Genomic DNA, 22,452 nt, shown 5'->3' with positions numbered 1-22,452 from the left:
GTCACCGTCCCGGACAAAAGCTTCGCCGTCGGCCGGTATCCGCCCCACAGCAGGAGCAGAAGATCTTCAGCGCGCCCCGCGAGCGTGTGACCACCGGCAGGCGACAACGAGCTCGGGACTCAAGATCAGCTACATCACGAAGGCCACCGAGCCTGCTGGGCGCGCGAATGATCGAGGCTAGGGGTGCCGACGTACCTCTCGGCACCCAGCAGGGCCCGGCACGGAGCCAGGAAGGCCACCGTGAACAGTACGGCCCTGTCGGCGACGACACGGTCACCTTCGACGTGACGGCGTCCACCGACACCCCGGGACGGACGACATGGCCGGCATCGGCCGAAGTTCGTCGACGTCGTCAATGTCTCCCCGGACTTCCAGGTGACCATCGCGACCCGAACCTGCTCCTACGTGGAACGGATCATGCCCAACGCGTAGCTGCTGCCCGCCCCTTCGCCCCGCGCCGCCCGGTTGGGGCTTTTCTCATGGCTAGAGGCCACTGGCCTGTTATCCCGGCGCCACCCGGATGGCACGGCGGCCGGGGTCGGACGCGCAGGCGGCCATCCGGCCGACGCAGTCCATCGTGCCCTCGCTGGCCACGCCATGGGCGTCGAAGCGCGCCTTCGAGCACTGACGCAGTCGCACTTCGGGCTCGACTACGAGGGCGGCCTCGCCCAGTTCATCGACCCTAGGCCCGCACCGACGAGAACCGGCACGTCGGCGGGACGAACTCCGTGCCTATCGAGACCGACAAGCAGGTCGAGCAGGCTCTTCGCTTCCACCTATTACTCGTGAGCAGAGAAGAATAGGAGTATCTTTTGGTACCAGAGAGGGTGTGAGCATGAGGATCACAGAGGAAGCCCGTAGTCGGACAACTCGGACGACAGCACCGTTGAAAGTCGATGCGGCCATAGACGAGCTGATCGCCGACGGCGCCCACTTTCTGGGGATGACGAAGAAGGACCTGGTCGCGGAGGCCGTCCGGACCTACTTGGAGATCCGCCGTGAGGAGGTTCGGGCCAGCATGCTGGAGAAGATGCGCAAGCTTGACGGATCCGTGGAATCGAGCGTCTCACTGCTCACCGGACTTTCACCGGAACGGATCAAGGAACTCGGCGGAGTAGGCGAGGACGCCTGATCCGTGCAGCCCGCTCGCCCCACCCTCCGCGCACTCCGCGAGGACCTGAAACTACCGCTTCCGTCAGCCCGGGAACCGCTGGATGAGCTGGATCATCCGATCCTGGCCAAGGCCAGGGAACACTTCGCCGACGACGAGGCCGGACATGAGCGAATCCGCTCGGTCGATGATGAGGTGCACTTCAAAGTCAAGGTCCGACGCTGGCGCGGAGCGGTCTGGACCGACGAGGATCTGCCCTGGCTCATCGCTGCCGGGCAACGCGAGGACGGGTCACCAGACGACTTCTACTCAGCCATGGAGACGACCGCGAGGGCTGCACGAGCCCGCTACAACGCCGATAACCGCCAGCCCCTGAGCACCACAACGTACGTCGGGCATCTCCTCCCTGACCAGAACGACCGTGACCGCTACCAACTCGAAGCCGGTGCCCGGCTTGTCCGCCATCTCGCTGCGGCTGTTCGGGAGCTGGCTCGTGGATCACTGCAGGACGGGCATGAACACGCCGCCGACTTTCCCACCTTCCGCCTCGGCATCGTCGTACGCGCCGACGACGGCCATGAGACCTATGCCGCGGTGCGCATCACCGGCTCCGTCCCCGACGATCTCATCGCTGTCATCCTGCGCCATGTCCCCGGCTGCGATCCCACCATCTGGTACCCCGAGTACGCCCTCCCCAGCCGCCCCCTCCTTCCCGCCGAGCAAGCCTGGTCGACCCTCATGGATCCGAAGGCCGCGGCTGAACTCCTGAACGAGGAATGAGTTGGGCCCCCACCCCACGCCCCCCGCCCCCCGCCCCCCGCCCCCCGCCCCGAGTAATTGTCAATACCTGTGGATCACGTCAGCGCCCTCCAAGCCGAAGTTCTCGGAGACTTCGTGAGCGAGCAGAGGGGCATCGGTGACTCCCTCCTTTTCCTTCGCACAGACGGCTAGGGCCGCGAAGAGCGCGTCCTTCTCCGTCATGCCAGCTGGCCAGTCAAGGTCACGTACCGCCGCCAGGTAGGCACTCTGCTCGGCGGAATATGTGTGCCCGGCTTCCGACGAGATGGGACCGGGATATGCCGGCTCATCCTCCAGCAAGCACCCCGATAGGGCGGCGATGAAGGAAACGGCGATCAGCGATGGGGAGGCGAGGCGCACGGGCGGTCCTCCAGGCGGGGCAGGCTCATGCCTACAGCGTGGTAGATGTGAGATGCCTGTGAAGTCCGCGGGGTTGCACAGGGGGACCGCTTTCGGGCATCCAGAGGTACTCGCGAGATGAGTACCCTCAGTCGTCGGGCTGCTCGATGCCGATCTCGTAGGCGATCTCCCAGCGCACGTCGGCGACGACGATGTCCGCGGTCTCGACCGGCCTGCCGTCGACGTCGTAGTAGGTGCGCTCGATCTCCGTGACCAGGTCGCCGACGCTAATGCCCAACAGGTTGGCCTGCTCCTGGCTCGCCCTCGCGGGGCGCGGCACCTCCACGGACGTCTCGATGACGACACCGATGGACCGCATCCGCTCGACGACACCGGCGCCCGCGTGCGGCCCCATCTCCGGCAGCACGATCGGCGTGCCGTCCGTGACGGCCATCGGCTCCCAGGATTCGGAGAGTTGTACGGGCAGGCCGTCCGCGAGGAACTCGTAGTGCGTCACCACGCACAGGTCGCCGGGCTGGATCGCCAGGCGTTCCGCGATGTGTTCGGGCGCCGGGGTGCGGGCGGTGGTTCGGGACTCCCAGGTGCCGGCGCGGCCCTGCTCCTTCATGTCCGCACGGAACGGAGATCCGCCGCGGCGTTCGCGATGGCGGGAGCGGACCATGCGCAGGCGTTCGCGCGGTCGGCGCACGTAGGTGCCTGATCCGGCGCGGCCTTCGAGGAGGCCTTCGATGATGAGGCGTTCCATGGCGCGCTGGGCGACGCTCTGCCCGACGCCGTACTCCTCGGCGAACCGGGCCCGGGACGGCAGCTTGTCACCCACTGCCCATTCGCCCGCTTGGATGCGGGCGCGCAGGGCGTCGGCGACCTGCAAGTAGGGAGTGTCTCGTGGCATTTGGGCCGCTCCGGGGGTCGAGCTTCGACATTGACAAAGCTAACCCATCAGGTCGAAGCTGAATACTCAGCATCACGAGGCGTGATCAAACGCTTACCAGGGGAGAGCTGTGCGCACTTCGAAAGCGCAGGCTGCCGCACTCGCCGGCATGCTCACCGCGGCCACCGGCAACGAGCCGCGGACCGAGTACACCGACACCGGCGCACTGCGCATCGAAGCGGACCTCCCCGACGAACTCACCCCCACCACACGCACGGCGATCCTCACCGCCCTCGCGATAGCCGACCGGTACGGACACGCCCGCACGGACACGACCGACACCATCTGGGCCGAGCTTGACGGAGAGGCACGACAGTGAGCCAGAACCCACAGACCACCGACACCCCCGCGCAGCCCACCGCCTACGGCTGGTGCGCGTGGCACGACGGGCACGCACGGGGCGTCCGACTGATCCAGGTGCACGAGCAGGGCTCCGGTCCCGGCGTCGGCGCGTTCGCCTGCCACTCCTGCCGCGTCGCCTACGACCTGGTCCCGTTCGCCGACCGGCCGGTGACCGACGCGAGCTGACCGTGCATCCCGACTTCGCCGACGCCACCCAGATGCTGCCCGTACCCCACGCGGGCTGCCTGTCCCGCAAGAGGGTCGAGGGCAAGGTGTGCGTGTGGTGCCGCCAGACCCTCGACGACCACATCGACCTCGAGCCGCGACTGAGCGTCGTCGCCGGGCAGCTGGAGCGCTGGTGGCCGCGCGCCTGCCGCCCCTGCGCCGGCCGCAAGGCGGCTCACACCTACCAGGCACACATCCGTGCATGCGCGAGCTGCACCCACCGCGACTACTGCCTCGACAGTCACGCCCTCCACGGGCTCGCTCTGGAGTGCGGATAGCACCGCCGGACTCCCACCCGCCCCGCCCGCAGGCAAGGATTTCGGGCCAGCAGCGGGCCAGATAATGATCTCCAAGCGCCAAAAAACGACCGAGCCCCCACGTCGAAATGCCTCTGACGTGGGGGCTCTTGGGTAGACCCTGTGGGACTCGAACCCACAACCAATGGATTAAAAGTCCTGGCCAAAGCTTGCTGGGTGGTTCCGGACGCTGACTCGGTGTCCGGAACGACCAGGTCAGGGCAGGTGCTGCTCCGCGCTCAGTCCACGCCGTGATGGTCTCTGCCACATCATCCGCTCACGCATCGCTCACGCACGGCGGGCCGCTGAGCAGCAGCTTTTCGGTCTACAAGAGAACGACACAGCCTCGCCGCTCCAGCTGGTTCAGCAGCGACGGCGAGGGCTCGCAGGGGTTCCAGCGCGGGTCCAGCTTCTCCAGCGCGGGCATTTCGACGACCCAGTCCGGCAGCCGCGTGAGGCGGTTGCTTCGCACGTCGAGCTGGCGCAGTCGGGGCAGGCCCGGAGCGATCTCGTGGGATGACGATGTCCCCAGTGCATTCGAACCCCTTGAAGTATCCCCGTGGGCCAGCGCTGAAGATGTGCCCTCTGCCCTTGATGGTCTTCGAGACGGGTGAGAGACCCGACCGTCGCCCTTTACCGGTACTGGCTGGCCTACTCTGGGCGCTCAGGAGGTTACGGGGGTGAGGGATGCGCTGCTCAGGGAACTGGCCGACAGAGTCAGGGACTTCGGTAATGGCGGGGCGCCGGATGTCGTACTCGACGGAGCGGGGGTCAAGGCCGCCGCAGAACTGATGGCGGTCGCGGGCGAAGCCCTGGACGAGCGGGGGGCGGTGGACACCGACATCCTGCACACGGTCGCCGCGTACCACTGGGCACGGTCTCTCGCCCACGATGACGTTGCGCTGTCGACCGCCGACCACAAGACGGCGATGCATGTCTTCGGCCTGCTGTATCTGGTCGATCACCGGCGCGTGCCCCGCGAGTTGTGGTCCGAACTCACCGAGGAGACCGGCCACGACCCGTGGCAGGACCCTGTGGACCACGCAAGTGACCTCGTATTGGATGCCGAGGAAGGCGGCGATCCGTCCGCACTCGACGAGGCGATGGCCCTGCTCCACGGCTCCCCTGCTGGTCCCTACCGCGACACCACCTTGGGCCTCGCCTTCCGCCACCGGGCGGCGGTCGCCGATCGTCCGCTCGCCGACCGGCTGGCCGACGCCGACTCCGCCGTCGAACTGCTCGCCAGCGTGGCCGCGCTCCCCGAAGAGTCGCCCGCCCGGCGGGCCCGACGCCGGGTGACCCTCGCGGGCGCGCACATCCAGAGATTCGGGCTCTCCGCCGCCCATGCCGACCTCACTGCGGCGGAGTCCGCCGCGCGTACGGCGTTCACCGAGGCCGCGGAAGACTCCGCCGGGCAAGCGGACGCGGCGGCAAGCATCGGCGTGTCCCTCGGCCGTCGTGCCGAGGAGAAGCCCCTTCCGGAAGCCGTCGCCCTGCTGCGGGAAGCCGTCTCCTGGCTGCGCCTGGCGGTCGATCTCGAGACGGCCCCGGGACGGGAGTCGGACCACCGCACGAACCTCCGCAAGGCAATGCGGCTTCTCCTCGACCGTACGATTGTGGGCCCTGAGGAGGAGCGGGAAGGTGAGGTGGCAAGAGCCGCCCCGCCGCTCGCGTCAGACAGCGCGCGCCAAGCCCGGGCCCTCGCCGAGCTGGGCTCGAAGATCGTCGCGCGGATCATTCCGGAGGCCGAAGCGGTCCACCGTGCCGTGGACCCCGCCTTCGCGATCTCGCGGGAGGCCGTCGACGCGGTGGTGGCCGGTGCCATGGGCCTCGTCGGCTCCGGTGCGCCTCAGGACGCGGTGCCCGCGCTCACCCTCGCTCTGGAGGCCGCCTCCGCGCGGTGGGGAACGGTGCCCGAGAGCCCTTGGTGGAGGGCTGCCGACGCCTATGTCGAGGCCGCGCGTCTGAGCCTGGTCGGACGTCCCGACGGGATGCTGTTCCGCCGCGCCCACGACGCCGTGCGGGCCCAGATCGCAGTACTGCACGAACGCGACGAGACCGACGAGCTCGCCGAGACCCTCTTCGCCGCCGGACTGCTGCACCTCAGCCCGTATTCCGGAGAAATGCCGGGGATGGCCTTCGACAGCGCGCTCAACGTCTGGCGGGACCGTCAGGACCGTTATCGGTCCCTCTACCCGGACGACCCCGCCCACGCCGCGGGACCGGACATGCCGTCCCCCGCGGAAGCGGCTGCGGCCGCAGTCAAGTACCTCCGAGATGCCGCGGATCTGTCGTCGGGGCATGCGCTCGGGCGAGTCCTCAAGTCCCTGGCCGAGGCATTGTCCTTCCTCGCCGGGATACGGGAGGAGTCGTACGACCGGGAGATCCTGCTAACCGTCCGGAAGGCGTTCGACGTCCTGGACCCACGGCGCGATCCACTGGGCCGTCTGTACACACTCCGCATCCTGCACCTGTTCGGCGAAGTGGCCCTCCCGGACGCACTGCCCGGCCTACTCCCCGTCCCCCTCTCGGTCGTCCGAGCGCGACAGGGAGAGCACGAAGCCTCATGTGTCTTCGCCGAGGCACTCACCCTCGCCGACGAGGCCCACCGGCTCGACCTGCAGGCCCAACTGCTCGACGCGGCCGACCGCGAACTGCCGGATCTCTCGCTGGACTCCCACCGCCGACTGCGTTGGGCGCGCGAGGTGCACTGCCTCGCCGACGACCGGCTGGCTTGTTTCCCGGAGTCGGCGCCGGTGGACGCGGTCGCCGCCGAGGTACGGTCCCGCGCAGTAGCCGAGGGATGGTCCGCCGCCGAACTTGCTGCGACATTCATTCATCTCGCGGCCCATGCCGATCCGGCTGAGACAGGTGACGCCGCCCGCGATCTCATTGAAGAAGCACGACGGTTGGAGCCGGAACTCTTCCTGCGGCACGCCGACGCGCTGCACTACCTCGACGCCGTACTCGCTCACGACCTGGGCGTGCGTGCCGAGAGGGAACAGCAACCGGAAGCCGCCGCCCGTGATTTCGCATCCGCCGCCTTCCACTTCGGCCTGTGCGGTCAGATCGATCTCGCCCTCGCCTCCCTCGATGCCGGGCTGGAGTGTGCCCACGCCTGCGACGGAAGGTCAGCTGACCGAGCTGCCCACGCGCTGATCCCGGCGTCCGTGTTCCTACGTCACGGGACGGACGAGACGGTGGACTGGAAACTGCGGGACCTCTACCAATCGCTGACCTTCAAACTGACCGGCACCACGGTCAACTTCTCCGTGATGTCCGCAGTGCACCAAGCCGCGAAAGGCATGGACTTCACCATCACCGCAGGGCACCCGGGCCCGCTGGAGTTCACGACCGCTCTGGAGCGGATCCTCGACCGCGCACAACTCAGCGAGGCGGCGCTGCCCGGCCCGCTCCCCGACTTCGAACTGCCCGGCGGGACCGAGACAGCCATGCTGTTCTACCTGGGTTCCGGAGAGGCTGAACCGGACAGCGATGCCGAGGCTGAAGTGCGCAACCTACAGCGTGCTGCCGATCGCAGAATCAGTCGGGAACTGCGTACGTCCCGGCAGCCCGCACACCTCCCACTACTGAACGTCGACGAAATCCAAGCCCTGCTGCCCGATGAGACGGTGCTGCTCTCGCTCTTCCTCAGCCAGGTGCACCACCAGGGCTCGGCCAACCCCGTCATGGCCCTGCAAGGGCTGGCGGTGACCCGCGAGGGACTCTCCTGCCGCACGACGGTGTTCCCGGACATCGAGGGCGGGCTGTACCGGGTGTTCAAGGCCGGCCACACCCTCAACGTGTCGCACGCAGCCCCACAGATCGCGGAACTGCGCCGTGAGATCACCGCCGACCCACTGCACCGCCAAGTGACCCGCACCGCCCAGCGGGTCCTCGCCCACGACTCCCGCACCTACCTGGCCGGGTTCACCGATGCCCTGCCCTCCTGGCTCACCGAGGGCAAGACCCATCTGTGCATTTGGCCGAACGGCCCGCTCCACTACCTCCCCTTCCACTTGCTCTCTACCGACGGCCGCCCGGTGGCCGACGACTGGACTGTCACGCAGGTGGCCAGCCTGTCCTTCCTCAGCCGCCCGGCCCGACCCACCCCGCCCTCACTACGTCAGGAATTGGCCGCCTTCGCGTTCGACAGCGGCGGCACGGACTCCTTGGAAGCCCACACTGCACGGATCGCCGCCTCGATGGGCGAGGCCGATCCGGTTCTAGGGACGGCCGCCACGCCCCGCCGTTTCCTCGAAGCACTCCCTGGAGCCCGCTACGTCCACGTGGCGGCCCACGGGTCGCACAACGAGTGGGCACCCTGGCACCAGTGCCTGTATTTGGCACCGGATCCGGACAACGACGACGACGGCCGAGTCTTCGCCCACGACATCCTCAGAACCGACCTGCGCGGCGTCGAACTCGTCACCATGAGCGCCTGCGAGTCGGCCCTTGGCCGCTTCGACATCAACGACAACCTGCACGGCCTGCCTGCCGCCTTCCTCTCGGCCGGTGCCGCCGCCATCGTCGGCTGCCTCTGGCCGGTCGCCCCCGACGTGGCCACCAGATTCTTCGGCACGCTCTACGAACAACTCGCCGCCAATCCGGACCGGCGCACCGCCTTCCGTACCGCCCAGTCCGCGACCCGCGCTCGCCACCCCGCCTACCGGGACTGGGGCGCCTTCTCCTTCATCGGCGACTGGCGCACCACCACCGATCCCTCCCACGGAGCCACCGAATGACCCCTCTCGACGAGCCGACTGAAGCGGCAGCCCCGACCTACGACATCGACCTCGTGCCGACCCTCCTCCTGGGAACGCCCACCCCCCAGCCCCCTCTGAGAGGGCGGATCTCGCTGGGCACCCCGGTCGTACGTCCCCTCACCGCCGCGCAGGCCGCCGAGGGCGACGGGGACTGGCAGGATTTCCTGGAGTCGCAGGCTGGCCAGTACGACTACTTTCTCCTCAGCTTGGTCTGCTCGTTCCGCCCTGCTCCCGACGGAGCTCCCTTCGTGGATGCGGGCATTGGTATCCGGCTTGAGGCTCCCGACGAGCCGACCGATCGGCAGCCGATCGCATGGTCCATCTCGCCGAAGAAGCGAGCCGTCCCTGTGACGCCCTCCACCCAGCTGAAGTTGACCGCCAAGCTCATGCTCGTCGAGGCCGGTTGGGAGTACACACCAGAACAGGGCAGTCGTGAGGAGTTGTTCGTCGTCGGCATGGGCGAACGCGACAGCGACCCGGAGTGGCGGTTCAGCGCCACCGCCAACACACCCCTGGTCGGCGACGAGTCACTCACCCTCATCATCAGGGTCCCCGCCGGTGTGCCGGCACGGGCCCACATCACCTTGGCTGCGACCGTCAAACAGCGCCGTCTTGGCCTGATCCCATACCGGGCCGTACTACCCCCTGGTCTGCGAACCATCGACTTCGGGTGATCGCAGCAGAGGAGGTCGGTACAAGAAAGCAGCGTCTGACTATGAGGCAGCGGGCACCGACACGAAGGAGCGCGTCCTGCACCCGGATCGGGAGAACACCCACGTAGTAGTCAAGGCCCATCGCATCCCTATAGAGACGGGGGCGTTCGTCTCCGATCTCTCGATCTATTCCTTATAGCTGCGCGCTTCCGTCGATGCTCCCACCAAGCTACCCACCACATGTAGCGATATTTGGATTCCTTTGGCAGCAGTAGCCGCGCCAAGGCCAGCGGGAGAAAGAAGAGAAATGCCCACCAGGGCATCCCTCCGGGGATATTTTGAGGGATCTCAATCATGATTCGGCGGCTCTCCACTCGGGAAGGTTGATCGACTCGGTCACCCGGTTTAGATCAACGTCGAATCTTGAGTACTGATCCGCCCAGGGACACCTCGTATCCGCGTCGTCCTGTAAAGAGCTCCGCACCGCGCACCCCGACCTCAGGGTCAGTTAGTGCAAGCGCAACGTCCTGCGCGTAGGGATATCCCGTCCATTGCGCCTCCCAATCATCACCCTCCCCCCAGAGTCGCCGCTGGGGGTCGTCGTATCCCTCAACCTCCGTATGGCCCATACGCTGCAGTGGGTCCCAGTACCAGTTACCAGTGGCCCAGCGCCGGCCTGGGTCAGCCATGGACATCCTCACGACAACGCCCGCCAGCAGGGTTTGCGCGTCAGCGGCCATGACGGGAAGTGCCTCATAGAGGCGCTTCTCCTCCGGCAGCAATGGGGTGTCGAGCGACAGCATTTGAAGATCGGTGGCGGCCAACCGTCCAACCACTTTACCGTTTGGATCGTCAGTGACTACCAGCTCCCCACCTGTCGGAACATGCTCCAAAACATAGCCGCAACCGAACACTCCGCCTCTAAGACGCATACCTGGAACCCGCAGGTATGCGTCGCTGTCCGGGACAAGATATTTCGCAACATTCATCGGCGCATTCGCGATAAACACCAAACGGTTCCAACGCGACGAAACCTTGATTGTGTACCACGTCAGAGTGCTGATCATCCATCGCTTCGGAGGCGCACCCTCGTCACCTCGATTGAACAGGCCAAGGGCAAGTACTGCATTCAACTGACGCTGTTGTGGTGCGAAAGAATCCAAACCGTGCGAACGATCGTTGGGGATTCCCGCAAGCGCCGCTTTATACAACTCACCCGAGTACTTCATGCGGGAGCGCGCGGCCTGCTTTTTCGCTGAATTCGACATGCAAAAGCCTCACTCGCCCCCGGTAGCGTTTGAGTCGCACGCCAAAATAGATGCTTCCTGCACCGCTTCTACAGAGTGAGTGCACTAACACCCGTGAGACGGCGATTGCAGTACCGGGCCCGCACGCCGGAGCTCCTGAGCCTCTGCGCCCAGTCGACAAGGTCGATGGCGGGCAGGTTACCTCAGCCGGAGCCCTCCCGTGCAACTCCCCTTCCGTTACAACGAGATGAGGTCGACCGTGACGGTCAGTTACGCGTCTCGCGTGGCATCTACTCAAGCCGTCGGCCTGGAGCGGCAAACTGACCACGACCGCACAGCGGACCAACCGCGCCTCGACGTCACCGCTGAGAACGCGCTGTCGCTGGGCCCGAGAGCCAGACCACAGCTGGCGGCTCCGCTAAATCAGTTCAGCTTCCAGGTCTGCGATACGCCCACAGCCTCCCTGAACAGCCTCTATCGTCCGTCATGTGACTGATGCGACCTCGGCAAGCAAGGCCGATATTCCGGAGAGCGTCCTTGTAGAACTGGCCAGTGCTTTTGAGGTCGGTGAGATCCGAGAGCGCCGGTACCTTGCCGACGGGCTGATGAACGCGAACTGGAAGGTGGACACTCCGGCCGGGGCGTTCGCACTGAAGCGGGTGACCGATGCGTCGCTCGATCGGTTGGGGCGCAACCTCGGAGTGCTCGCTTCGCTGGCTGCTGACGGGCTGCCCGTCACTCCCCCCGTGGCTACTGCTCCCGGTTCTCTGGTGGCCGAGGTCGGTGGCGGGGCCTGGTGCCTGTTTCCGTGGGTGGTCGGCGCCCACGTCCGCGGTGTTGACCTCACGCTGGGCCAGGCTGCCGATCTGGGTGTTCACCTGGGCCGCCTGCACGAAGGGCTCGGCCGAGCCTGCGCGCAGGGGCTGCTGCCCGTGGTGCCCGAGGAGGTGACCGCCGACGTTTCGAGTCCGGAACGGGCGGTTGAGAAGTCGGAGCGGCTGTCCGGAGCGGTGCGGGAGAAAGGCACCAGTAGTGCCTTCGATGTCGCGGTCACGGCTGCCCTGGAACAGCGGCGTGAGCTGATCGGTAAGCATGCAGACCGCCGGCCGAAGGGCACGGTCCCTGCCGGCAGGCACGGGTGGACGCACGGCGATGTCCAGTACCGGAATCTGCTGTGGGAGGGCAGGGAGTTGGTCGCTGTTCTCGACTGGGATCGGGTCGGTGTCCGTCCTTACGCGGAGGAGGTCGTGCGGACGGCCCAGGTGCAGTTCGGGGTGGGTGGGGTGTTCGACCTCGAACGGGTGTCGATGTTCGTCCGTGGTTACCGGTCCGTGGTGCCTCTGGAGGCGGAGGCCCTGGCGGACGGTGTACGTCGGCTGTGGTGGAAGCGGATGACGGACTACTGGCAGTTGGAGTTTCGCTACGATCGCGGTGATCACTCCTTCGAGGAGCTGTTCATCGCGGACGAGGCGCTGCTGCACTGGTGGACCGACCGGCTCGGTCAGGTCGAGGACGCCTTCACCGAGGGGTAGATCCCCAAGGTCCCGAGGGGCAGATTCCCAGGGCTTCGAGGTCGGGCAGGCGTGGCTGCACGAACTGGGCCGCGTGCTGCCGAGCCGCCTCTCCGAGAACCTCGTGGCGGGCGGTGCGGATGGCACTCACCCAGTCATGCGTTCCGGCACTGCGCGGCATGACGATCCCGCCGGCTCCGACAGCCTCCGGAATGCCGCCCCGGTCGGAACCGATGGTCGGTGTCCCGTGCAGGGCGGCCTCGACGATCACGCGTGGGAACGCGTCCTCCGCCGTGGACGGCACCAGCAGAAGGCGGTGTGTGCGGTAGAGCGGGTCCATGTCGTAGACCCGTGGGACGTAGGTGACGTTGGGGTACTCAACGAAGTGGTCGGCGGTGTTCCACCACCCTTCGATCAGGGTGAAGTGTTGCTCGGGCATGTCGCGGATGAGCTGGTGGAGCAGGCCGGAGCCCTTCGCGGGAATCGGGTTGACCATCAGTACGGACGTGCTTCGTGGGGCCGGTGGGGCGTGCCGGAGGGGTGTGAAGGGCGGGTAGACAACGCTGAGGCGGGTGCCGCCGAGCTCCAGGGCTCGCCGACGGACGAACTCCGAGACGGCCAGTCCGTACTGTGGGCGGCCGGCCAGGACTCCGAGGCCCGTCTTCGATACCGAGTGCAGGATGCCGGCGACGAGCGTAGTCGGCCTGGCCAGTTCGGCGATGCCGTCGGCGCCCTCCTGCGAGGTGATCACGATGTCGGGCCGGGCCTGAGCGAGCAGGTTGTGCAGGGTGGACGCGATCCGGTCCTGCGGTGCGGCGATGCAGTCCACACCGTTCCACTGGTAGCGCAGGACGCTCCGTGTCTCCTCGTACAGGGAGCCGTGGGAGTCGAGGAAGGCGCGGATCTGGGGCAGCTGTGTGGTCTGGTCCCAGGGTGCCTGGTGGGAGCCGAGGTAGATGGTCTGAGGTTCCCCCGCTGTGCGGGAGTGGCTGACTAGCAGGTCAGGGCGGGTTGACGTGGTTTCAGGTTCACTGGTTCGGCCGTTGCCTGGTCGGCGTAGTGCTTCTCCTCGAACTCGACGGGGCTGAGGTAGCCGAGACGCTTCTGGATGCGGCGGGGGTTGTAGAAGCCGTCGATGTACTCGAAGAGCGCGAGGTTCGCCTCGGCCCTGGTCGCGAAGACGCGGCCGCGGATGCACTCGGTCTTGACCAGCATCCACAGGTTCTCGGCCAGGGCATTGTCGAAGGAGTCGCCGACCGAGCCCATGGACGCCTGGATCCCTGCTCTGACCAGGCGTGTTGTGAGCTTGATGGATGTGTATTGCGTGCCGTGGTCGGCATGGTGGACGAGTTTGCCGGGGGCGACCTCTCGGCTGGCCAGCGCGTACTCGAGCGAGGTGAGGACCAGGTCGGCGTCCGCGTGGGCGGAGGTCTCCCAGGCCACGACTCTGCGGGAGAAGGCATCGCGGATCGCCGACAGCCACAGTGGCCCCTCCAGGGTGGGGATCATGGTCAGGTCGGTGACCCACAGCCGGTTCGGTGCGGGTGCCGTGAAGTCGCGTTGCACCAGGTCAGGGGCGAGATCGGCGTCCGGGTCGCGGCGGGTGAAGCCCTTGCTCCTGCGGGGGCTGATCCCGGCCAGGCCGGCCTGGCGCATGAGCCGCTCGACCCGCTTGCGGCCGACGTGGACGCCCTCGCGCTTCAGGACGGCATGGATCCTGGGCGATCCGTAGATCCCGCCGGAATCCTGGTGGATCTGCCGGATCTGCCCGGTCAGCTCGGTGTCCTGGCGGATTCGCTCGCAGGGGTCCTTCTCGGCCTGGCGCCAGCGGTAGTAGGTGGAGGAGGGGATGTGCAGTTCCCGCAGTACGGGCTCGACCCCCAGGTGCGGGTGCTCGTCGAGGAGCGCTCTCACCTGGGCCGGGTCGGGTCGAGCTGCGCGGCGAAAAAAGCCGAGGCCGTCCGCAGGACCTCATTGGCACGGCGCAGGTCCCGCACCTCGCGCCGCAGCTGGGCGAGCTCGTTCTTCTCTTCGGTGGTGAGCAGGTCATCCCGCTCGCCGGTATCGGCCTCGGCCTGCCGGATCCAGTTCCGCAGGGCTTCGTGATGCACGCCGAGTTCCTCGGCCATGCGGCGGATCACGGGCTTCGGCTCGGCAGTCCGGTACATCCGCACCGCACGCTCACGCAACTCCAGGGGGTACTTCCTCGGGGCAGGCATCGTCTGGGCTCCTCTCATGAGACCCATCTGACCTGCTGTCACCTTTCCTCGCATCTCGGGGGAACCTCAGTCCGCCAGCCGGATCTGGCCAGCTCCTCGGCGAGGAGCTGCTGGGTGACCTCTGCCCCGCCGATGAGGAGCGGGGGCGGTGTGCGCCGCCAGGCGAAGAGGACGGTGGGCATCCGTCAATCACCGCTTCCATGACGTGATGAGGGCTTCCACCCTGTGTGCGACCTCCGGCGGGGTGGCGTCGGCGGAGAGCACGGTCACCTCGCGGGAGACCAGTTGGTGGGTCTCGGAGACGAAGTAGTCGCGGGTCTGGTCGAGGAACCCGGGCTCGTGGAGGAAGTAATCGGGTTCCGTCGCCGTGTGCCCGGCGGCCTTGCGGCGCAGGCTCAGTAATTCGGCAGGCACGTCGAGGTAGAGGGTGTGATCGGGGCGGAGGAACGGAAGCTGTTGGAGCCGGTCGCGCAGCTGGTGGTGGACGTCGAAGCCGAAGAGGGCGTCGAGGGCGTGGGCATGGGCGAGCAGGGTGTCCACGGAACGGTCGAGGAGCACCACGGGCTTGGCGCCGGCCAGCGCTCGGCGGACGCGGAGGCCCTCGATGGACATGAACGTCTCGAACGCGGCGAGTTGTGCGGCTGCGGACGCCGTACGGACCGGAGGAATGTCTTGGCGGTGGCCGATGTGGTCGACGTAGCAGTCCGAGACGAATACACGGTCCTCGATGCCCTGTTGGCGCAGGTGAGCGATGGCGGTGGACTTTCCGGCGTAGGAGGGCCCTTCGAGGGCGATGACCTTCACAGGGACTCCGTCCGGTAGAAGCGCTCGGCGTAGGTCCCGGTGCCGGCCAGGAGATCAGCGGCAGTGGTCCACGCATGACGGAACGGTCGGTACGCCTTCCGCGCCGGGTGCATCTGCGAGCCGTGCATGCGGAGAACCGTGACCTTGTCGAGGATGACGTCGGTGACGTCGACCAGTGACGGGCTGAGAGCCGGTCGGTCTGATCGCATACGGAAGAGGTTCTGGTCGCAGCCGCTGAGCGCGTACGTGGACCAGAAAGCGAGATCCTCCCAGAACCACCGGCATCCGAGACGGACCGCGGCTTCGTGCACGAGCAGGTGGTCGGGGTGGCGCGTGACGGCGGCGGGGGCCAGGAGTTCGGTGCCGGGGTGCTGGGCGATGATCTCGCGGAGTTCATCCGTGATGCGCTCCAGCCGGCGCTTGTCATAGGGCTGGTAGGGCGGGTCGGCGTCCTTGTGGTCGAGGAGCGTCCTGGTGGCGGAGAACGGGGTGAGTGCGGCGGCGCCTTCCTGGTCGCGCAGGGCGGATACCGCCGCCTCGGTGGAGTAGGCGCCTTCCAGCGCCGGGTGGATGCTGCGCGACCGGGTGAACACCGTGACCACGGTGAGCGGGCGGGGGTGGGTCAGAAAGGTTCCGGAGGCCGACAGGGCGAAGTCGTCGTGGTGCGGTTCGATGACGAGGACGGGCCGGCCCTCCGGGCGACGCGCCTCGATGTAGTACGAACGTCGGCTGTGGGGTGCCTTCAGCTCGATGACTTGGTCGTCGTCCGCACGGTGCCGTTCGGCAAGTTGGTCGGTCCACTGCTGGTGTGCGCGGACGAGGTCGTCGGGGAACGTGTAAATACCCTCGGCGTCCGGTACGGGCAGATCCACTGGCGTGGCGGCCTGGTGGCTCATCGGACGGTGCTCTCGTACCAGTGGCGCCACATGCGCGGGGAGTTCAGCCGCAGGCGGGCGGTGACGGGGTTCTGCCACCACAGCATGCGCAGGCTGGACCACTGGTCATAGCGGCGTGTGGACGGCCGTACGCGCAGTTCTTCCAGAATCTCGACCGGGGCGGCGGTGGCACCGCCTGGGCGGTCAGCCGGGCGAAGAAGTCGACGTCCTCGCTCATGTACAGGTCGTCGCGGTAGCCGCCGATCGCCTTGAACGCCGTGGCGGTGGAGAACTGGGCGACGCCCTGCGCCCCTCCGTGGGCGGTGCGGTAGTGGTCCCAGTACGCGCACAGCAGGCGGGCGCCCAAGCGTTCGGGGGTGTACAGCGGCGGGATGGCGCCGCCGACGGCCCCCGAGTCCATCGCGGCTGCCGCAGCGGTGATCGCCTCCGTGGGCAGGGCGACGTCGGCGTCGGTGAAGAAGAGCAGCTCCCCATGGGCGGCAGCAGCGCCGCTGTTGCGGACCCGGCCGATGTTGCGCACGGTCTCGCTGATCACACGGACTCCGAAGGACGCGGCCATGTCGGCGGTCGCATCGGTGGAGGCGTTGTCGACCACAACCACTTCGCCCTGCTCCCCGCTTGTGTCCTGCCACCGTGCGAGGGAGGCCAGGACCGTGGGGAGGTAGCGGGGTAGGTAGGCCGCTTCGTTGTGGGCGGGGATGACGACCGTAAGTCCGGGGTGGGTCATCGGAGGGTTCCCTTCTTCGGTACGGGTCGGAAGAGGTGGGGCGTCTGGCGACCGAGGTCGGCCAGGCGGCTCGACCACAGGGCGTGGTCCGTGCCGGGGGCGGCGTGCACCAGAGAGCTGACCGTGTGGATGACGGCCCAGGCCGCGAGGCGGGTGTCGTTCCAGGCGAGGGAGTAGGCCCCGGTGAGCGCGCTTCGGTCCCAGGGCGAGTGGGCGGCCGTCATGACGACGGCGTGGGCGAGATCCGATTCCCGGCGTCCGGGGGCAGCATCGGTGAAGTCGACCAGGTGGGGGGTGCGTGCCGGCCCTGAGAGAACGACGTTGTCGAAGTGAAGGTCGCCGTGGCACCACACGGTCGGCGCAAAGTCCGGGACGTCAGCGAGGACAGCGAGGGCGGGGGCGATCTCACCGAGCAGGTCGGGCGGGCAGTGGCGGGTCAGTGCCGCAACGGTGTCGAAGAACGGTCGTCGGGGGATCGACGGTGCGACCGTTGCTCGGTGAAGCCGGGCGAGAAGACCGCCGAGATCCCTCAGCGCCCGGGCGCGCGGGATGTGGCCGGCCTGTACGGCCGCGCCGAGGGTGAGCGTTCCCAGGTCCGACATGATGAGCGCCGTCGCCCCCTCGTCGGACATGGTGCCGCGGCCGAGGACTTCGGGAACGGGTACCGCTGTCGCGGCGGCCCTGATCGCCCTCGCCTCGGTGAACGCGTTGCGGCGGGCCGTCGGCGCGTACAGCTTCACGACCACGTTCCGGCCGTCGTGCAGAGCGGTGCGGTAGACGGCGATGCGGGAGCCGGCCTTCAGTCGGTCCGCGGATCGGGCGGGCGTCCCGAGGAGAGTGACGCAGGCCCGGGAGACCATCGGCGGTGGCCTGGTCATCGCATCCCCGCCGGCTCGGGATGGGCCGCGCCCAGCGCGCGGACGTGCCGCATCGTGTACCGCAGGAGATCCCGGTACTCGCGAACGTCCTCCGTCGGGGGACATGCCGCCTGCCACGGCTTCTCAGGGCCGACGAAATGGACCACCACGGCGTTCGGATCGGAACGTAGAGGCCGGGCGACGACGCGGCGGACCCAGTTTCCGCGTTCGAGGTACCGGCCGACCTCGAACCGGTTGAACTTCGGGTCGGCCTCGCGCACTCTCCCGTGGTGCAGAAGCCACAGGTTCAGCGCGTCCTGGTCGTTGTGCAGGATATGCCTGCGCTGCTGGGACAGGACGCCTTGGACGCCCGCCCGGATACCCGAAAGCTCGGAGGTACGGGTCCACAGCAGGCCGGCGTTGTAGTAGGGGCGGCCTTTGAGGTGAGGCCATCGCTCCGCCGCGCCGGGAAGCGCGGGGGATGCGCCGACCACCGGGTTGAACTCGTCGCGCACCGCGCCGACTTCCCCCGGGAGGAGGTCGTGGAGGGGAACGGTCAGATCTCCGCGCACGAGCGTGTCGGCGTCCACGTAGACCAGGTAGGGGCGGCGGACGAACGCGGGCGTGAACTCGAACCGCAGGTACGTCGTGAGGGAGATGTACGAGGCGTCGGCCATCCGCGAGGCGCGCAGCGGTGAGCGACGGGCGATGTCGACGGCTCCGAAGCCGACGCGCTTGGCAAAGTCGGCGAGCAGCACCATGTGCGCGGGAGCAAGGTCGAGGGTGAGAATGCGCAGAGCCGCGCTTCGACGTGCGCTGTGGGTGAGGCTGTCCGCCAGAGCAGCGATCGTCACGAGACCGGGCGAGAGGTAGTTCTGGTCGATGCACAGGCCGAACGCGTACATGTGGGTGCCTCCTTCCAGGCAGTGACGGAGCCGTAGGCAGTGACGTGCATCGGGTGGTGGCTGGCGGGTGCCGTCGTCACCTGGCCGCCGAGCTGGTTGACGAGCCGGCTGCTGAAGCGCACCCGAACGCTCCGTTCAACGCGCCCTGCGCGGACGCTGCGGCGGCCCCTCACCAGGCGTCCTCTCCGCTGCTGAAGCGGGAAGCGCGGGTTTCCACGACGGTGAGCGAGTCGGGCTCGGCGGTCTCCCACTGAGCTGTCGTGGGACCCCACCGAGGTCGCAGGACCCAGGTCCCGCTGGACCCGCTGCGTCTGATGTCGGTCACGATCGCCTGCTGGCCCGCAGCGTCCTGGACGACGTCGCCGACTTCAGCCCGTGCCCGGCTCACCACGACGCCTCAGGGGCGAGGTGCCCGTACGGAAACCATCCAGCCGCTCCTTCGAGGAGGGCTCGGCGGCGAACCTGCTGGCCGGGAGCGCGGCGCGGTGGCCCGGGCGTCGCTTCCGCAAGGAACCCACCTCGGTCGCGGATCAGGACACCCAGCGCGGCGAACTGCGCTGCGTCGAGAACTACATGGGAGGCGCCTACGACGACGATGCCACGGATCAGACCGGACGACAGAGCGCCTGTCATGGCCGCCCAACCGGGCCGGGTGTCCAAGGGCACGGTCGGGTCGGTGTCGAACCACGCGCCGGCCACGTGCCAATGCCGGGCGTCGGCGTATTGGCGCGTACGGCGCTCGGCCTCGCGTACGAGAGCCGCTGTCGCGGCACAGGAGTAGACGGCGACCGGGACGTGTCCGAGGCCGCCGGGGAGGGAGTTCGGCATGTCCCCAGCGTGCTGCCGGAGGTGTGTGCGGGACAGGCACGTTCCGTGGCTGTGGAAGAGGTTCGCAGAGTCAGTACTGCCATGCCGCGTGCGGGTTCCGGCAGTTGGTGGTGAGGTGTGGCGTCATGGAGCGTGGCAGCTACCGCACAGGCTCGTCGTCCAGCTGCCACGAGTCGTGGCAGTCAGCGGACGCCCAGGGGCACTCTTGCGGCGTGGGCCAGTCCGCGCAGGCGATTGACCGGGAGACCGGCGAGGCGGGAGATGATCACTCCGGGCAGCATCTGATGCTGCACCCACCCGGGGGCCATGGCACAGACCGCTTCGAGGGTGTCTGCGGCCCGTTCCCACCGCTGGCATTCCACATGGGTCAGGGCGACGTCGAGGCCGTAGCGGGCTCGCGTGGCCAAGGGAACGGTGTCGTCCAGCCTGACCGTGTCCATCAGCCGCAAGGCTCCTGGGATGTCGCCGAGGGCGACGGCGATACTCATGGCCTGCGTGGCGGCGTACAGCGGCCCGTAGGGCTGGGCATGTTCTCCACGAGCGTGCTCGGTACCGAGGCGGGCGCCGACGGCATGGGCCTGGGAGAGGTACTCGCGGGCCGTCTCCGGAGAGGAACCGCCACGGGAAGCGGCCACGGCCGCATTGGTGACGAGCTGCCCGTACACCGAGAGCCGATCCGGGTCGTGCTCCGACATCTTCGGCTCGATCCGGTCAGCCTGGGCAGCGGCCAGCGAGAAGCCCTGCGCCGTCCGCCCATCGCGAAGGTTGACCCACGACGTGGTGGCGGCTAGATGCGCGTCGCGCAGATCGTCACCTGCCTGTACGGCGATCTGGCGGCCGTAGGTGAGCGCCGCGTAGGCAAGATCTCGTGATCCCCAGACGTTCGCGGCCATCCCGGCAGTCTGGAAGGTGTCGGCCAGAACGCCGGCCGCAGCTGCCCTCTCGTGCGCGTTCGAGGCGTCGTACCGCGCGCGGGCCTCGGGTAACAGAGCGCCGAGCAAGGCCCCCAACTCTGTGTATCGCCCCTGCCAGTAGGCCGCGTCGGCGTGCTGGACAACGGCCCGGAGTTCGTCGACCGTTCCCGGCTCCGCGTCGGAGGAGAAGCCGATGGCGGCGTCATGTGTCGCGGCGGACAGGGTGCGCAGAGCCGCCCGTTCGTCACGGTCCATCGAGCGACGGGGCTCCTGCTGCCCGAAGAGGACGGCGATGTCGGTACCGAGGGCGGAAGCGATGGACAGCAGGGAGGGGAGTGAAGCCGTGCCGCCGCGCTCCAGCTTTCGAACAACGCCGACGGAGACCTCAGCGATCTCGGCCAACTGCTCCTGCGTCATGCCGTTGCGGAGCGCTTTGAGTCTTTCGGCGGTGGTGTACTCCGACCATTGCATGACAGCCACTTCCTCCTCCGCTCCGCCAGGAGTGGACCGTACCGACTTCTGGCGCGCGGCCGACACCCCGCGTCCGCGCCGGGTCCGGCCCGGCGGCTGAAATCAGCCCTGCACGGGTACCTCGGCGGTCACGCCGAGCAGGCTCTCCAACTCGGATACCGCCTTGTCCTCGTTCGTTGCGAGGACGGTGGTGATCCCGAGAGCTTCAGCGGGAGGAAGATTCACCGGGTGGTCGTCGACGAACACGCACGCTGTCCCAGGAAGGCCGAGACGGTCCAGGGTCAGTTGGTAGATCGCCGGGTCCGGTTTCGCCATGCCGATCACTTCGGAGATGACGTGTACATCGAAAAGGTCCCAGATACCGACGTGCTCGTACGGGTTGAAGGGATCCAGGCCGAAGCTGTTCGACAAGAGGGCGAGCCGGTAACCCGCCTCCTTGGCCGCACGGGCGAGTGCGGCCATGCGCTGGGCCGCGGGCACCTTTGACCAGACGCGGCCCATCAGGTTCGTCGGGTCGATGTGCGTGCCGAGCAGAGCGGCCGTCTGGGCGTTCCACTCGACCTGGCCGAGCTGCCCGATTTCCAGTGCCGCGTACAAGCGCCGCCCGTCGGCAGTGTCGTTGAGGGTGGCGCGCCACGCCTCCGCGTGGAGTCCCTCGGATTCGGCCCACAGGCGGTGGGTCGGCCGAGGATCGGCGGTCAGCACTCCGGCGAAGTCCAGGATGAGCCCGCGCAGGGCTTCGGGCTCGTCGGTACCGGCAGGCATCGGCATGGCTGCGAACGTCCTCTCCATCGACCTCATGGAAACGCTACCCCGTGCGAGGGCACCGCGAGATCCCTGAGCATCCGAGCCGAGGGGCCAACGGCGCTGGCAAATTCGGGCAGTTGATCACAGCAGAGCAGCAGTCGAACTGGGACGTGTGGTCACTGCCACTCCAAAGGGACTCGGCTCCGCCGACACCGTGGCGATCGAGGCGCAGACCGGCTCTCCGATCCGTTTTGTTGTGGACCGGTCACTCTCGGAACGGCGCCTTTCCGCCGCCGGGCCTCGCGCGAAGGTGTTCGTTCTCCTTCTCCAGTTCCTTGACCCGTCGCTCGAGCTCGGCTCGGGTTGGCTTCTTCGGAGGCGGTGGTGCCGGTGCCGATGTGGGCTCGGGTGGCTCTGCGAGCAGTCCAATGGGTTCGTATGCCACGACCGTCGACCGCTCTTCCCCGCACTCAGGCATCGCTTGCTGTATGCGCCGGCGTCGATGGGGTTGGTGTACGTGTAATGCGCCGCTGTCTCGATGATGTGGCCGCAGTAGAGCCGGACCCGCCACCGCATGATCTCGTGGTCCTGTTTCTTGAAGGATTCCATCAGTTTGGCGACCTCCGCGAACGCCTGCCGACGTCGCTCCGCCATCGCTGGGTCTGCCCGACATTTGGCGTTGTCCTCATCAACCTGCTGCCGAACCCACCGACTGCTCTCCTCACTCTCCTTCTGCCGACGGTGATCATGGCGAGTGAGCGGGTAGTTCTCCAGAGGAACGCCGCTGCTTCGGTATTCGACGTCGCGCATGATGGGCAGCGTAGGGAAGTTGTGCCAAGGGGCC

At 67.6% G+C, this 22,452-nt stretch carries 26 protein-coding genes; 8 read left to right on the top strand and 18 right to left on the bottom strand.

All coding sequences use genetic code 11. The annotated features are described in order from the left end of the window. Positions 1–501: 501 nt before the first annotated feature. Entirely contained in the window at positions 502–639 is a 138-nt protein-coding gene (locus tag LUX31_RS24095; RefSeq protein WP_235477034.1) for a hypothetical protein, read from the bottom strand. Between the two features lie 247 nt (positions 640–886). Between LUX31_RS24095 and LUX31_RS24090 the strand changes: the two genes are divergently transcribed. Both LUX31_RS24090 and LUX31_RS24085 read left to right on the top strand, forming a co-directional pair. Further along, positions 887–1,132: a hypothetical protein gene (locus tag LUX31_RS24090; protein ID WP_235477033.1), complete on the top strand. Its 246-nt coding sequence runs from the start codon at positions 887–889 to the stop codon at positions 1,130–1,132. Between the two features lie 3 nt (positions 1,133–1,135). Next, on the top strand, positions 1,136–1,891 hold the full coding sequence (locus LUX31_RS24085; RefSeq protein WP_235477032.1) for a hypothetical protein: 756 nt from the start codon (positions 1,136–1,138) through the stop codon (positions 1,889–1,891). Positions 1,892–1,951: 60 nt separating this feature from the next. Here the strand turns inward: LUX31_RS24085 and LUX31_RS24080 are convergent, their stop codons facing one another. Both LUX31_RS24080 and LUX31_RS24075 read right to left on the bottom strand, forming a co-directional pair. After that, a complete protein-coding gene (locus LUX31_RS24080) occupies positions 1,952–2,269 on the bottom strand; it encodes a hypothetical protein (protein WP_235477031.1) in 318 nt (105 codons plus the stop codon). Positions 2,270–2,396: 127 nt separating this feature from the next. Continuing rightward, positions 2,397–3,161 carry a GntR family transcriptional regulator gene (locus LUX31_RS24075; protein ID WP_235477030.1) on the bottom strand — a complete coding sequence of 255 codons (765 nt, stop codon included), beginning with the start codon at positions 3,159–3,161 and terminating at the stop codon, positions 2,397–2,399. Between the two features lie 109 nt (positions 3,162–3,270). Here LUX31_RS24075 and LUX31_RS24070 point away from each other — a divergent pair, with 109 nt between their 5' ends. Genes LUX31_RS24070 through LUX31_RS24060 form a run of 3 tightly spaced genes read left to right on the top strand, consistent with a single transcriptional unit; the run spans position 3,271 to position 4,045 of the window. Next, positions 3,271–3,519: a hypothetical protein gene (locus tag LUX31_RS24070; protein ID WP_235477029.1), complete on the top strand. Its 249-nt coding sequence runs from the start codon at positions 3,271–3,273 to the stop codon at positions 3,517–3,519. After that, on the top strand, positions 3,516–3,728 hold the full coding sequence (locus tag LUX31_RS24065) for a hypothetical protein (protein ID WP_235477028.1): 213 nt from the start codon (positions 3,516–3,518) through the stop codon (positions 3,726–3,728). The genes LUX31_RS24070 and LUX31_RS24065 overlap by 4 nt, the downstream gene beginning before the upstream one ends. Before the next feature lie 2 nt (positions 3,729–3,730). Next, positions 3,731–4,045, top strand: a complete 315-nt coding sequence (locus LUX31_RS24060; RefSeq protein WP_235477027.1) for a hypothetical protein — start codon at positions 3,731–3,733, stop codon at positions 4,043–4,045. 343 nt (positions 4,046–4,388) lie between these two features. On the opposite strand, the gene LUX31_RS24055 is transcribed toward LUX31_RS24060, so the two are convergent. Next, positions 4,389–4,535, bottom strand: a complete 147-nt coding sequence (locus LUX31_RS24055) for a hypothetical protein (RefSeq protein ID WP_443045992.1) — start codon at positions 4,533–4,535, stop codon at positions 4,389–4,391. Positions 4,536–4,743: 208 nt separating this feature from the next. Here LUX31_RS24055 and LUX31_RS24050 point away from each other — a divergent pair, with 208 nt between their 5' ends. Then, positions 4,744–8,808, top strand: coding sequence for a CHAT domain-containing protein (locus tag LUX31_RS24050; RefSeq protein WP_235477026.1), 4,065 nt, complete (start codon positions 4,744–4,746; stop codon positions 8,806–8,808). After that, positions 8,805–9,503, top strand: a complete 699-nt coding sequence (locus tag LUX31_RS24045; RefSeq protein ID WP_235477025.1) for a hypothetical protein — start codon at positions 8,805–8,807, stop codon at positions 9,501–9,503. The genes LUX31_RS24050 and LUX31_RS24045 overlap by 4 nt, the downstream gene beginning before the upstream one ends. Positions 9,504–9,892: 389 nt before the next feature. Here LUX31_RS24045 and LUX31_RS24040 read toward each other — a convergent pair whose 3' ends face one another. Beyond that, positions 9,893–10,750: a hypothetical protein gene (locus tag LUX31_RS24040; protein ID WP_235477024.1), complete on the bottom strand. Its 858-nt coding sequence runs from the start codon at positions 10,748–10,750 to the stop codon at positions 9,893–9,895. Between the two features lie 467 nt (positions 10,751–11,217). On the opposite strand from LUX31_RS24040, the gene LUX31_RS24035 reads away from it, so the two are divergent. Beyond that, on the top strand, positions 11,218–12,261 hold the full coding sequence (locus LUX31_RS24035) for a phosphotransferase (RefSeq protein WP_235477023.1): 1,044 nt from the start codon (positions 11,218–11,220) through the stop codon (positions 12,259–12,261). Here the strand turns inward: LUX31_RS24035 and LUX31_RS24030 are convergent. From LUX31_RS24030 to LUX31_RS23970, 13 genes are all read right to left on the bottom strand, one after another. After that, positions 12,248–13,069: a glycosyltransferase family 4 protein gene (locus tag LUX31_RS24030; RefSeq protein ID WP_235477022.1), complete on the bottom strand. Its 822-nt coding sequence runs from the start codon at positions 13,067–13,069 to the stop codon at positions 12,248–12,250. The genes LUX31_RS24035 and LUX31_RS24030 overlap by 14 nt on opposite strands. A gap of 164 nt (positions 13,070–13,233) precedes the next feature. Beyond that, positions 13,234–14,154, bottom strand: a complete 921-nt coding sequence (locus LUX31_RS24025; protein WP_235475767.1) for an IS3 family transposase — start codon at positions 14,152–14,154, stop codon at positions 13,234–13,236. Further along, the gene (locus LUX31_RS24020; RefSeq protein WP_235475766.1) at positions 14,151–14,459 is read right to left on the bottom strand and encodes a transposase; all 309 of its coding nucleotides are present in this window, start codon (positions 14,457–14,459) and stop codon (positions 14,151–14,153) included. Before LUX31_RS24020 ends, LUX31_RS24025 begins: the two co-directional genes overlap by 4 nt. Positions 14,460–14,497: 38 nt before the next feature. Further along, complete coding sequence (locus tag LUX31_RS24015) at positions 14,498–14,641, bottom strand: hypothetical protein (RefSeq protein WP_235477021.1); 144 nt, start codon at positions 14,639–14,641, stop codon at positions 14,498–14,500. Between the two features lie 7 nt (positions 14,642–14,648). Further along, complete coding sequence (locus LUX31_RS24010) at positions 14,649–15,263, bottom strand: dTMP kinase (RefSeq protein WP_235477020.1); 615 nt, start codon at positions 15,261–15,263, stop codon at positions 14,649–14,651. Next, positions 15,260–16,159 carry a PIG-L deacetylase family protein gene (locus LUX31_RS24005; protein ID WP_235477019.1) on the bottom strand — a complete coding sequence of 300 codons (900 nt, stop codon included), beginning with the start codon at positions 16,157–16,159 and terminating at the stop codon, positions 15,260–15,262. Before LUX31_RS24005 ends, LUX31_RS24010 begins: the two co-directional genes overlap by 4 nt. A 43-nt stretch (positions 16,160–16,202) precedes the next feature. After that, positions 16,203–16,886, bottom strand: coding sequence for a glycosyltransferase (locus LUX31_RS24000; RefSeq protein WP_235477018.1), 684 nt, complete (start codon positions 16,884–16,886; stop codon positions 16,203–16,205). Then, positions 16,883–17,764, bottom strand: coding sequence for an aminoglycoside phosphotransferase family protein (locus LUX31_RS23995; RefSeq protein WP_235477017.1), 882 nt, complete (start codon positions 17,762–17,764; stop codon positions 16,883–16,885). Before LUX31_RS23995 ends, LUX31_RS24000 begins: the two co-directional genes overlap by 4 nt. Further along, entirely contained in the window at positions 17,761–18,648 is an 888-nt protein-coding gene (locus LUX31_RS23990) for a glycosyltransferase family 8 protein (RefSeq protein WP_235477016.1), read from the bottom strand. The genes LUX31_RS23995 and LUX31_RS23990 overlap by 4 nt, the downstream gene beginning before the upstream one ends. A 169-nt stretch (positions 18,649–18,817) precedes the next feature. Then, on the bottom strand, positions 18,818–19,036 hold the full coding sequence (locus LUX31_RS23985; RefSeq protein WP_235477015.1) for a hypothetical protein: 219 nt from the start codon (positions 19,034–19,036) through the stop codon (positions 18,818–18,820). Further along, a complete protein-coding gene (locus LUX31_RS23980) occupies positions 19,033–19,476 on the bottom strand; it encodes a hypothetical protein (RefSeq protein ID WP_235477014.1) in 444 nt (147 codons plus the stop codon). The genes LUX31_RS23985 and LUX31_RS23980 overlap by 4 nt, the downstream gene beginning before the upstream one ends. A 182-nt stretch (positions 19,477–19,658) precedes the next feature. Then, positions 19,659–20,861, bottom strand: a complete 1,203-nt coding sequence (locus LUX31_RS23975) for a helix-turn-helix domain-containing protein (protein WP_235480034.1) — start codon at positions 20,859–20,861, stop codon at positions 19,659–19,661. Between the two features lie 102 nt (positions 20,862–20,963). After that, positions 20,964–21,626 (bottom strand): HAD-IA family hydrolase, encoded by a 663-nt coding sequence (locus LUX31_RS23970; protein WP_235480033.1) that lies wholly within the window; start codon positions 21,624–21,626, stop codon positions 20,964–20,966. Positions 21,627–22,452 lie beyond the last annotated feature (826 nt).

This window comes from Streptomyces sp. GQFP, from assembly GCF_021545335.1.
GTDB lineage: Bacteria > Actinomycetota > Actinomycetes > Streptomycetales > Streptomycetaceae > Streptomyces.
The sequence above is the reverse complement of the archived record's forward strand: the minus strand, read 5'-3'. Positions and strand labels throughout refer to the sequence as shown.